Origin of the sequence: Argonema antarcticum A004/B2, assembly GCF_023333585.1 — a bacterium.
GTDB classification, from domain to species: Bacteria; Cyanobacteriota; Cyanobacteriia; order Cyanobacteriales; family Aerosakkonemataceae; genus Argonema; species Argonema antarcticum.
On the sequence record NZ_JAIQZN010000162.1, the window covers coordinates 1 to 9,677 of the forward strand.

The window sequence follows — 9,677 nt, forward strand, 5'->3', positions numbered from 1 at the left end:
TTTGATAAGAGGTGAAAACCGTAACGTTTGGCAAGTTTAATAAGGTATCTAGATGAAAGTCCATTGTTCTTTACCGGGTATAATGTAGCGATCGCTACATTATACCCCATTATGCCGCAAGACCCACTCTGTCATCAATTCGACTTACCCAAGCCCATAGGAGAAAATCCAAACTATTATGACCGAACCCTAAAAAAATTACTCTAGGAGCAGGATCGTGTAAAATTGATGGTTCCATATAGGCAGACTTTAAAAGTATTTCCGTGACTAATACCGGATCGCTATCATAGGATACTCCCACGGGGACATCAATCCGACCTATAAAGTTTTCATAGCTCCAGTTAAGAATCCGGTTGTTAACCAACTCGCTATTAGGAACTACCACATCTCCGCCAGAAAATGTCTGGATAATCGTAGAGCGAATAGAAATCTCTTTGATATATCCTGTCATTCCATCAAATTCAATAAAGTCACCCAGCTTTAGCTTTCTTTCAATCAGTAAGGTTAAACCAGAGACAAAGTTTTTTGTTATGTCTTGAAGACCGAAGCCAATACCAACTCCTAAGCCCCCAACTACTACTGCCAAAGACGCGACGTTAAAGCCGCTAGTTTGGAGAACAATTACAAAGCCTAACGTGCTGACGCCATAGCTGATAATTGTAGATATTGATTCTCGGTTACCTTCGTCAATTCCTATTCTGACAAGTACGTGTTTCTTGAGAAAATGCTTGAGAGCCCGACCAAGAAAAATGACTAATAATAGCAAAATAAGCAGTTTAACTATCGAACTTATCGATACAGAAATTTCGCCTATTTCAATGGGGGTTGTAACCACGTTATAGACGTAAGTTAATAATTGCTGTAAGATCTCATTCATGTAATAAATCTCTCAATCGACAGTTTTTTATCCTAAATCTGCTGAGGAGTATATAGCAAGGTTTGTTGTCCAGCCATATTATTCTATAAATTCCCGCTACCGATAAGATAGGATTGAAAAAATTCACGCAGGACAGCTAGGGAGAAGAGTTCACCATGCCAAAAGAGCAGCCGCGCGTTGCCTTATTCCTTCGCAACCTTGGTGGTGGAGGCGCGGAACGCGTAATGTTGAATCTAGCTCACGGCTTTGCTAAAAAGGGTTTGAAGGTAGATATGGTGCTTTGCAAAGCAGAGGGAAGTTACTTGCCGCAAGTTCTAGAGGAAGTGCGGATTGTCGATTTGAATACTTCGGAGTTTGACAAGGGTCGAACCTTAAAATTACCGACAAGCCTTCAATCTACAACAAGCCTTCCCAAGCTAGTGCTATACCTGCGACAGGAGCAACCGACGGCGCTACTTTCAGCGACTCACTACCCGAATGAGATAGCAGTGTTAGCCAAGTACTTGGCTAGGGTGCCTACCCGCGTAGTAGTGACCGAGCATACCACTCTTTCCTTAGAAGCGCAAAGTGTAGAGCAAATTTCATCGCGTCTAGCACCGCTAGCCGCACGAATTTTCTACCCTTGGGCAGATGGCATCGTGGCCGTTTCCCAGGGGGTAGCTAGGGATCTGGCTAATTTAACTAGGATACCTTTAAAGCGCATTCAAGTTATTTACAATCCTGCGATCGCACCAGAGTCGATCGAAAAAGCAAAAGAACCAGTGGATCACCCTTGGTTTGCCCCTGGGGAGCCCCCCGTAGTGCTGGGTATAGGAAGATTCGTCAAGCAAAAAGATTTCTCCACCCTGATCCGCGCTTTTGCTAAAGTACGACAGGTACGACAAGTTCGACTCATGATGTTGGGAAGCGGTAGAGAGCAAAAACAACTAGAGGCACTGGTACATGAACTAAACATAAACGATGATGTTGCCTGGATTGGCTTTGTGAAAAATCCTTTTGCTTATATGAAGCAAGCCGCTGTGTTTGTTTTGTCTTCAGCTTGGGAAGGTTTGCCAACAGTAATTATCGAAGCTATGGCTGTAGGAATCCCTGTTGTTTCTACAAACTGCGAAAGTGGCCCTGCTGAGATTCTAGACAATGGCAAGTACGGAGACTTAGTTCCCGTTGGCGATAGCGAGTTGATGGCAGAAGCAATTTTGCGAGTATTATCTGGCAACTGCAAATCAGTTGATTCAGCTTGGCTGGAGCAATTTACCGGATCAACGGCAATCCAAAAATATCTTGATACGCTCAGCATTACTCTTGACTGACGGTAAACTCTGCATGAATACAAAGAATGCAAATATGACTAAACCACTGGTGAGTGTTATTATTCCTGCTTACAATGCTGAGGATCTCATCCTCGAAGCTTTAATGTCAGTCAAAGCCCAAACCTATCCCGATTGGGAAATAATTGTTGTTGAAGATGCCTCTAAAGACCGCACTGAGCAGATTGTACAAGAGTTTGCTAAGACTGTTGGCGATCGCAATGTTAAATATATTCGCCACCAGAACAATTTAGGATTGAGCGAAACAAGAAATACAGGCATCAAGGAGGCTCAAGGAGAATACTTAGCCTTATTAGATCATGACGATTTGTGGAAGGTAATTCATTTAGAAACAGCTGTTAGTAAATTAGAATCAGAGTCAGGAGATTTAGCCTATTGTACCGTTCAGATGTTTGAAGATTATACTAATAAACTCCTGTCTTTGTGGGGGCCGGAGCAACAAGATATAGAAAATTTTCCCGCTAGTCTTTTTGCCAGAAACTACATCCAGCCATCGGCAGTAGTGATGAGAACAGCTATAACAGAAAAAGTAGGTTTTTTCGATCCCAATTTGAGAAAGGTTGAAGATTTAGATTATTGGTTAAGAGTAGCAGTAGCAGGATTTCAATTTGTCTATGTACCAGCGGTAAATTGTCTTTATAGAAAAAAGAGTAAATCAGCAATGACATCTAATATTTCAATAATTTTAGAAGGTCATGCACTTGTTCTCAGAAAGCACCGAAACTTGAGTATTATCCCAACAGCAACCAGAGGATATGTAGCGGCGCGATATCATTTGGGAGTAGCCAAACGTAACTTTAAAATAAATCCCATAAAAGCAGCAGAATTTTTTATTTGGGCATTAAGAATAAGTCCTAAAGGTACTGTTGAAGCACTAGCAGCAGTTATTTTAGAATCTTTCGGTGTTAAGTCGGATAAATACAGTAATCTACCTCTTTAATTTCTTAACTTTTTTAAGCAATTCTTTCGCCTGCTGAGATGGTAAAATAAGCACGGCTGCAATTTTAAATAAAGCTACTAATATATTTTTTGGTTTCCTAAGCAGAGCAGGATCGTTTTTCACAGCTATCGACAAACATCTAGCAGCTACCAGTCCATTTTGCCTTCCCGAAGTAACTTCCAGTGCCTTAAAGGTAAGATACATATAAACCTTAGTAATGGTACGACTTCTTAAGTGCTGTAAAGATTCTGGAGCCTGACTAAAAGCGCGTTCAATTACCTTTAAAATTTGTGTTTCCATTCTGACAATATTAGTAGAAGCTGAAGTCGCAGTCATCCGAAATAAAACTTGTGTTCGCGGTACTGCAACAAAATGATAACGCGCAGCTAAACGGAGGAACAAATCCCAATCTTCTGGGCCAAATACTGATTCGTCAAAACCTCCCACCTCTATTAAAGCTGACTTGCGAATTAGCGGGTTAGAAGCAGTATGGATAATATTATCTAACAACAGCTTGGGGAAAGCGTCGCCACTTACGCTATAACGGGTATGGTGTCGAATAAATTCACCCGATTCATCGATTAAATCTACCCAGCTATAAGCTACTGCTGCATCGGGATTTTCTTGCAAAGCTTTTAGTTGCAATTCTAGTTTATCTGGTGTCCACAAATCGTCGTGATCTAAGAAAGCAATAAACTCTCCTTGTGCCAAAGCAAGTCCGCGATTGCGACTAGGTGATATACCTACATTGGGGTAGGAAAATACTTTTATCCGGTCATCTTGGATACTGGAAATGACCTCTATGCTGGCATCTAGGGAACCATCATTAATTATAATTAATTCAAAATCAGAGATGGTTTGATTTAAAACAGATTGAATGGTTTCTCGAATTGTTTTGGCGCTATTGTAAACAGGAATAATTACTGAAATTAGTGGCATATAGCTAGGGACTAGGGACTAGGGGCTAGGGGCTAGGGAAAGAAGTGTTTAGAATCCGCCAACGTTTCATGAAACGTCTCTACAGCCGATCAACATAAAGGGGGCTATCGAAGCGGATTTGGGATAAAGCCCCTGTCACACTTAAATCAACTTGTAGAGTGCGTCAGACGAAGTTATACATCCATAGAATAAGTTTGTGCCTCTGACGCACCCTACTCTATGTGCCAGTTGCGTAAGTCCTATTCTACTCTCTGGAGTCGCCGATTGATGGCTTCAAATGGTATAAGTTTTCTTGAAAGGAATATAATCTGCGATCGGCCCTTCTTTTCCTTTACGTGCCAATACTACATAGGCGTAGTAAGCAAAGCGATTCAGAGAAGGAAATAGACGCAAAAAATAACGCATTTTATCACTCATTTGCTCCTCTTTTGGTAATCCCAGAGATTTGCCAATCGTTAAGTTTGCGCCTGCCAAAAATTCACTGAAAGAAGTGAGGGTAAAATACCGCAAGTGCGTCCAATCAAGAATACCACAAGGTTCGTAAGCAAATTCATCATTTAGTATCAAACGTTTCAAAAATTTATAGTTAGCAATATTTGGTACACCAGCTATCAGATAACCATCTGGACGTACTAATGGCAACCATTGGCGCAAAGTAGCCCAAGGGTTGACGAAATGTTCCAAAACCTGTTGCATAATTAGTAAGTCAAAATAACCCTGGGGATATTCGGTTAATTCGTCTTCTTCAGCATTCATTAAATAAGCCGCATCCAGATATTCCTTTGCTCGTGAAATTGCTTCCACCTCAATATCCACTCCCACAACTTCACAGATCCGTCCTTCTTGGAGGCGTTGTTTTTTTAAAGTTTGCAGCGTTGTACCGCTACCACAACCCACCTCTAGTACACGCTGGACATCTTCGGGAATTAGAAATAAAACCTCAGCGCTAGGTATATCAAAATAATTTTGCTGACGTGCTTGCATTAGCTGTGCGTGCTTGGCGTACATCGCTGATTGAGCGCTAGTTTTCATCGTTTAATTTTTCCAAAATTAAATAATCGTACATAAACCGTGGGATAACTTTCAAATTACAGATACAACGACAATTGTCTGCGAATGGCAAAACCAATCAATCTCGCCGGTACACTAGAACCTTTAATCACAGGAATTCGCAAAAACTTTCCTATTAGCAAACGAGCAATTCCCTTCAAGCGAGCTTGCATCCTCGCAGATAATAACTTTAATTTTCCACCTCCTTCAATTGAAGCATAAAGAGGTAAAAAAGCAAGATTTCCATATAATACATCGGCTCGATGTGTTTTGCTAAGACCGTTTTTGTGATGTTCTAAATTCGGCAAACCTCCATGTTCTCCATAATTGCGAAATGGAATGTAATTTTTAAACTTTCTAGACCGCAAAAAAGTATCAATAGTTGAGTCCCAAGAAGAGTAGGCATTTGTTCCCGATTTTTCTCTAATTTCCTCGGCTAGATCGATCAAGCAATGAGCGCTTTGCGGGGTAACAATATAGGCAACGGTTGAAACAGAAAATCCTTCTGCGTATCCATCATCGGAGACGCTATAAAGCTGACTGGCACAGGTATATAGCCAGGAAATTCCGGCATTGTTTCGCTCGAAATTAAATGGTAGGGGAAGTTTTCCAAATCCCACGACTGGGACAAAATCTGCTTCAAGAATCAGGGTTGGTTTGTTTTGCTGTATGGCTTTTTCCCAAGCGCGTCGATGGTTAATTAGGCAGAGATAACTGCGGGAAAAATTTTGATATTCTGCCTTTTCTTCTTGCCTGAGAACTTCGCAGTGAAAACCTTCTTTTTCCAATACTTCCTCAAGCTGCTGGGTAGGCTCCTTGTAGGCAATAATGAAGACTTTGCCAATAAAATCAACAAGTTGGTAGGAATTAGAAACTTGGTTAGCAGAGGAAAGACTTGCGTTCATGTTGGCTGGATTAAAGCTGCTACGAGTATAACTAATGCAGCAGCATTGTGGGGTAAAACTAACGTTTAGACCTTATACTAACGCCGTTAGCCTCAGAGACGCCAGTAATATCGTTTCCGGTTGTGTCTGAATCATTATGGCCGCAGAGGGGAGGGGGTAAGAGGGGAAAAACGAACAATTCCGACGCAGACGGATTTGATATAACCCGATCGAAACGAAACTAGCGTCCGGGAATTTTAACGAAATTTTTCGATCTGGTCGTTAACTTATAGCACCGATCGCGTTATCTTTTTGGTGGGCTCAGACACATACAAAATTCCTAAATCATGTTTTCCCTTGAGTTAACTCAGACCCCTTCTAGGGCAGAAATCGGACAAAAAAGCCGCATCCTTGTGGTTGAAGATGAAGATCTGATCCGAGAAATGATCGTTATGGCCTTAGAGGAGCAAGATTACGAGGTAATCACGGCTACAGATGGACAGAAGGCTGTTGGCTTGTTGCAAAGTATCTACACCGAACCGACAGAATCCCCGATCGATCTGGTGGTTTTGGATTTGATGCTGCCTCAAGTCAATGGTTTGGATATCTGCCGCTTGCTCCGCCGTCAAGGGAACCCAGTCCCAATTTTGATTCTTTCAGCCAAGGGAAGCGAAACAGACCGTGTATTGGGTTTAGAGGTGGGAGCTGATGACTATCTTACCAAACCCTTTAGTATGCGGGAGTTTGTCGCCCGCTGTCGGGCTTTACTGCGCCGTCAACGCTTAAGCGCGATCGCGCAACCACCCGTATTGCAGTTCAAAGAGATCGCCCTTTATCCTCAAGAGTGCCGCGTTATGCTTCGGGGTGAGGAGATTAGCCTTGCGCCTAAAGAGTTTCGCCTCCTAGAGTTATTTATGAGTTATCCCCGCCGGGTATGGTCGCGGGAGCTGTTGCTAGACCACATTTGGGGGCAGGATTTTGTAGGAGATAGTAAAACGGTAGACGTTCACATTCGCTGGTTGCGAGAAAAATTGGAGCGAGACCCCAGCCACCCAGAGTATATTGTCACAATTCGGGGTTTTGGTTATCGGTTTGGCTGAACAAGTTTTGAGTTGAGCCCTGGGATTATTAAATCTAACAGACTAAGCCTAAACCTTCTAACATATACCTGATGGTGATAGCTAATGGCTTACAAAAAATGGCCTTTGTTGCCTTTTGTCTTGGTCTAGCCATAGGGATTGGATTTTGGCTCTTTTGGCAGGCTTGGTTTTACAAACAGCTGGGGCAATTAATGCGATCGCTCCCCGCCGAACGAAAGTTTAATCCTATACATTCCTCCCCAAACTTAGGGAATGTAGATTTGGGCCAAGATCCGAGTCAGGAGAGTGTTTTCGTACACCCAGCTCTACCGATCGTTTCTCGCTTGCGGCGGGGGATTTCCTTGGCTAAGGAACACCGACAAAACCTGGAAATCCAGCTGGAAACCTGGCAGCAGTTACTCCAAGTGGCACCCTGCGGCTTTCTCATGGTGGATGAAGAAAATCAGCTGCTTTGGTGCAACCAACAGGCGCGGGAGCTTTTGAATATCGATCGGTGGGAACCGGGACAGATTCGTTTGCTGCTGGAGTTAGTGCGATCGTATGAACTCGACCAATTAATCGAACAAACTCGTCACCGCCAGCAACCCTCTCAGCAAGACTGGCTTTTTCACCCGACGTATCCAAACGCACAGGCGATGGGTGGAGCTAGAGCCCTGACCCTGCGTGCCTACAGCTGGCCTTTACCGGAAGGACAGGTAGGCGTTTTTCTGGAAAACCGACAAGCCTTAGTCGAACTTTCCCAAGCACAGGATCGGTGGGTTTCCGATTTAGCTCACGAATTGAGAACTCCACTAACGTCTATCCGTTTAGTGGCGGAAGCTTTGCAAGACCGCTTGCAGCCGCCCATGAGCCGATGGGCCGATCGCCTGCTACCAGAAGTCAACCGGCTGATTAATTTAGTCCAAGATTGGCTGGAACTAAGCCAACTGGAGGTAGATTCTGGCAATAAACTTAGCCGCAAACCCTTGGAACTGCGGTCTTTAATCATATCTGTCTGGCATAGTCTAGAACTCCTGAGCGAGCCAAAGCAACTAAGTCTGACCTATTCAGGCCCGGACTCCCTGTGGATAGAAGCAGATGAGTCTCGCCTATACCGCGTTTTTCTCAACTTATTGGACAACAGTATCAAATACAGTCCGCCGCTGGGTGCGATCGAAGTGGAGGTAAATCTCCTTCCAAAGAATGATGCCGCCAAGCTTGTTGAAATTAATATTATCGATTCTGGCGCTGGATTTCCCGAATCAGATTTACCTCATGTTTTTGAGAGACTCTACCGGGGAGACGCCTCTCGGACGAGACAGTCGGCGTCTTCTCCCGATCCACATGAAGCTTTAGCGATTAATACAACTGGTAGCGGCTTAGGTTTAGCGATCGTCCGACAAATTATTCTTGCTCATCGCGGTTCCGTACAAGCCAAAAACCATCCAGAAACAGGTGGCGCTTGGCTGAAAATTGAATTACCTTATGGAGAAGGGATCGCTCCTCAAGTCACTGCTGAGAAGTGAATAAAAGTAAAGCAAATTTTGCCCCCCTTCTTGCTTCTGTTGGCCTGACCCTGCTGACAGCCATAAAAATAGTGGAAGTTAGCGCTGAGTCTAAGTATAAAAAACCAGATTTTTCTGTAAATTAAAATACTTACTTGTTCAGCGCGAAATATTAAAAACAAGAGGTTCAGGACTTAGAAATCGAGTTCAAAGCCCAGCCTCGATCGAGAAATTATTGGTTTCAAGCGGCTAATCCAAAATCTAAAATCCTTTCATCCCAAATCGAATGACCTCAGTAATATGGTTTTCCGACCAGTTAGGTTGAATAGTTCGCGTTTAAACCCGTATCCTGAACGACTCCACTTCGAGCGAAGCCTTAGACGTTTAGAAGGTGATGTTTTGCGGATGGGAGCCTTGGTAGAACAATCGTTTCGCCTGTCCCATCAATCGTTGTTCGATCGCAACCTAGCCGCAGCTGAAGAAATACCCTTACTCGATAAACAGGTCGATCGATTTTATCGCCAGATCGAGTTAGACAGCGCTGCTCTCATGACCCTGCAAGCCCCAGTCGCTAGAGATATGCGCCTTTTAAGCGCATATATGCAACTGGTGCGAGATTTAGAGCGAATTGGGGATTATGCCAAAGATTTAGCAGAAATTGCGATTAAACTTTTTCCCTACCCATCTCATCCTTGCTTACCCGAAATGGCAGTAATGTCCCATCAAGCCCAAGCTATGCTAGCAATGAGTCTGGTAGCCCTAGCCGATCTGGATGCAGAAGCTGGACGGCAGATTAAGGAGCAGGATGACGTGGTAGATACTGCCTACGAAACTCTTTACCAGCGCTTAGCCAGCGCACGGGATGTCAAAGGAGTCGTTGAACCGATTCTTTTAATGGTTTTAGTGATTCGTCACCTCGAACGAATGGCCGATCATGCGACCAATATCGGTCAAAGAGTTGCCTACATCGTCACCGGACACCGTTAAAGAGTGCTGAGTGGGAGAGTGGGAGAGTGGGAGAGTGGGAGAGTGGGAGAGTGGGAGAGTGGGAGAGTGGGAGAGTGGGAGAGTGGGA

General features: G+C 43.7%; 9 protein-coding genes. 5 read left to right on the top strand and 4 right to left on the bottom strand.

The genetic code is table 11. The annotated features are described in order from the left end of the window. Positions 1–109: 109 nt before the first annotated feature. Complete coding sequence (locus LAY57_RS33860; protein WP_249071587.1) at positions 110–877, bottom strand: mechanosensitive ion channel family protein; 768 nt, start codon at positions 875–877, stop codon at positions 110–112. Between the two features lie 155 nt (positions 878–1,032). Between LAY57_RS33860 and LAY57_RS33865 the strand changes: the two genes are divergently transcribed. Next, a complete protein-coding gene (locus tag LAY57_RS33865) occupies positions 1,033–2,187 on the top strand; it encodes a glycosyltransferase (protein ID WP_249071588.1) in 1,155 nt (384 codons plus the stop codon). A 13-nt stretch (positions 2,188–2,200) separates the two neighbouring features. Continuing rightward, positions 2,201–3,145: a glycosyltransferase family 2 protein gene (locus LAY57_RS33870; RefSeq protein WP_522729860.1), complete on the top strand. Its 945-nt coding sequence runs from the start codon at positions 2,201–2,203 to the stop codon at positions 3,143–3,145. Here the strand turns inward: LAY57_RS33870 and LAY57_RS33875 are convergent. From LAY57_RS33875 to LAY57_RS33885, 3 genes are all read right to left on the bottom strand, one after another. Then, positions 3,134–4,084: a glycosyltransferase gene (locus tag LAY57_RS33875; RefSeq protein ID WP_249071590.1), complete on the bottom strand. Its 951-nt coding sequence runs from the start codon at positions 4,082–4,084 to the stop codon at positions 3,134–3,136. The two genes, LAY57_RS33870 and LAY57_RS33875, sit on opposite strands and share 12 nt — an antisense overlap. Before the next feature lie 273 nt (positions 4,085–4,357). Further along, a complete protein-coding gene (locus LAY57_RS33880; protein WP_249071591.1) occupies positions 4,358–5,116 on the bottom strand; it encodes a class I SAM-dependent methyltransferase in 759 nt (252 codons plus the stop codon). A gap of 56 nt (positions 5,117–5,172) precedes the next feature. Further along, complete coding sequence (locus tag LAY57_RS33885) at positions 5,173–6,039, bottom strand: glycosyltransferase family protein (protein WP_249071592.1); 867 nt, start codon at positions 6,037–6,039, stop codon at positions 5,173–5,175. Positions 6,040–6,365: 326 nt separating this feature from the next. Between LAY57_RS33885 and LAY57_RS33890 the strand changes: the two genes are divergently transcribed. The 3 genes from LAY57_RS33890 (at position 6,366) to phoU (ending at position 9,589) form a co-directional block, all read left to right on the top strand. After that, positions 6,366–7,118: a winged helix-turn-helix domain-containing protein gene (locus LAY57_RS33890; protein WP_249071593.1), complete on the top strand. Its 753-nt coding sequence runs from the start codon at positions 6,366–6,368 to the stop codon at positions 7,116–7,118. A gap of 71 nt (positions 7,119–7,189) precedes the next feature. After that, positions 7,190–8,623, top strand: coding sequence for a sensor histidine kinase (locus LAY57_RS33895; protein ID WP_249071594.1), 1,434 nt, complete (start codon positions 7,190–7,192; stop codon positions 8,621–8,623). Positions 8,624–8,902: 279 nt separating this feature from the next. Further along, a complete protein-coding gene (phoU, locus tag LAY57_RS33900) occupies positions 8,903–9,589 on the top strand; it encodes a phosphate signaling complex protein PhoU (protein ID WP_249071595.1) in 687 nt (228 codons plus the stop codon). The last annotated feature ends 88 nt before the right edge of the window (positions 9,590–9,677 follow it).

Coding starts and splice junctions, on each gene's coding strand:
- LAY57_RS33875 (WP_249071590.1), bottom strand. CDS start 4,084: ATGCCACTAATTTCAGTAATTATTCCTGTTTACAATAGCGCCAAAACA.
- phoU (WP_249071595.1), top strand. CDS start 8,903: ATGGTTTTCCGACCAGTTAGGTTGAATAGTTCGCGTTTAAACCCGTAT.
- LAY57_RS33890 (WP_249071593.1), top strand. CDS start 6,366: ATGTTTTCCCTTGAGTTAACTCAGACCCCTTCTAGGGCAGAAATCGGA.
- LAY57_RS33860 (WP_249071587.1), bottom strand. CDS start 877: ATGAATGAGATCTTACAGCAATTATTAACTTACGTCTATAACGTGGTT.
- LAY57_RS33880 (WP_249071591.1), bottom strand. CDS start 5,116: ATGAAAACTAGCGCTCAATCAGCGATGTACGCCAAGCACGCACAGCTA.
- LAY57_RS33895 (WP_249071594.1), top strand. CDS start 7,190: ATGGTGATAGCTAATGGCTTACAAAAAATGGCCTTTGTTGCCTTTTGT.
- LAY57_RS33870 (WP_522729860.1), top strand. CDS start 2,201: ATGAATACAAAGAATGCAAATATGACTAAACCACTGGTGAGTGTTATT.
- LAY57_RS33885 (WP_249071592.1), bottom strand. CDS start 6,039: ATGAACGCAAGTCTTTCCTCTGCTAACCAAGTTTCTAATTCCTACCAA.
- LAY57_RS33865 (WP_249071588.1), top strand. CDS start 1,033: ATGCCAAAAGAGCAGCCGCGCGTTGCCTTATTCCTTCGCAACCTTGGT.